This is a genomic window from Roseateles sp. P5_E8 (assembly GCF_054177665.1).
The window spans coordinates 1-970 of the sequence record NZ_JBGCUM010000138.1; the positions used below are offsets into that span (position 1 = coordinate 1).

The window sequence follows — 970 nt, forward strand, 5'->3', positions numbered from 1 at the left end:
GCGACCAGGCGTGCGTAGAAGACCTTGATCGCAGGGTTGTGAACGATCGCCGAGACCGTGGCCATGTACAGCACCGCGCGGACATCGGCACGCCCACCCCAGGTGCGCCGCTTACCCTGGCGCGTGCCGGAATCGTTGGCCAGCGGYGCCACGCCGACCAGTTTGGCGATCTGGCGCCGTTGCAGCCGACCCAGTTCCGGCAGCGCCGCGGTCAGCGTCATGATCGTCACCGGCCCTACGCCCTTGACGCTGTCCAGCAAGGCACGTTGCGACTTGAAGTGACGATCCAGATGATCGTCAGCRTCCGAGTCGAGCTGTGCAATCTGCTGATCMAGCAAGCGCAGCACCTTCTTGATGCTGCGCACGGCCACGGTGGAGTGAGCTTGTTGCAGCCGATTGGCCTCGGCCACGCGCATGTCCACCAACTGGCGCCGCCGCGTCATCAGCGCGGCCAACTCGGCCCGCTGAGGCTCCATCAGTGCGGTGATGTAAGTGGCACGGTCTTGATGGGCAGCCAGCACGTCGGCGAAGTCCCGCAAGACGCGTGCGTCGAGCTGATCCGTCTTGGCCAGCACACCCATGGACTTGGCAAAGTCGCGCGCCTGGCGGGGATTCACCCGCGCAACGCAAAGGTCAGCCTGCTGCAACGCGAGTACGACGGCGCGCTCATACCCGCCRCTGGCTTCAAGCAGCACRAGATCAACATCGATCTGTTTGCACATCGCGATCAACTCGTCGTGTCCCGCGGCCTCGTTGCTCACACGTCGCACCTCGGTGCCCAGGCAGACATCCAGATGCTGCTTGGCCACGTCGATGCCGACGTTGATGCGACGAACCGGGTTCGCTACCCCACCYTGCGGATGCATGCTCATGATTGGCAACTGTTCGGGCTACACGGTTGGACAAGACGGGTGGCTGCGTTGACCATAGGCTCGGGGACGAACTTCAAGCTCCGGGGGACAACAGGTTT

1 protein-coding gene is annotated in these 970 nt (G+C 63.7%); it reads right to left on the minus strand.

Features of this window, described 5'->3' with window-relative positions; all coding sequences use genetic code 11:
- Positions 1 to 866 (minus strand): IS110 family RNA-guided transposase (locus ACXRVZ_RS27645; RefSeq protein ID WP_458233134.1); only part of this gene is annotated, 866 nt, incomplete at its 3' end.
- Positions 867 to 970 lie beyond the last annotated feature (104 nt).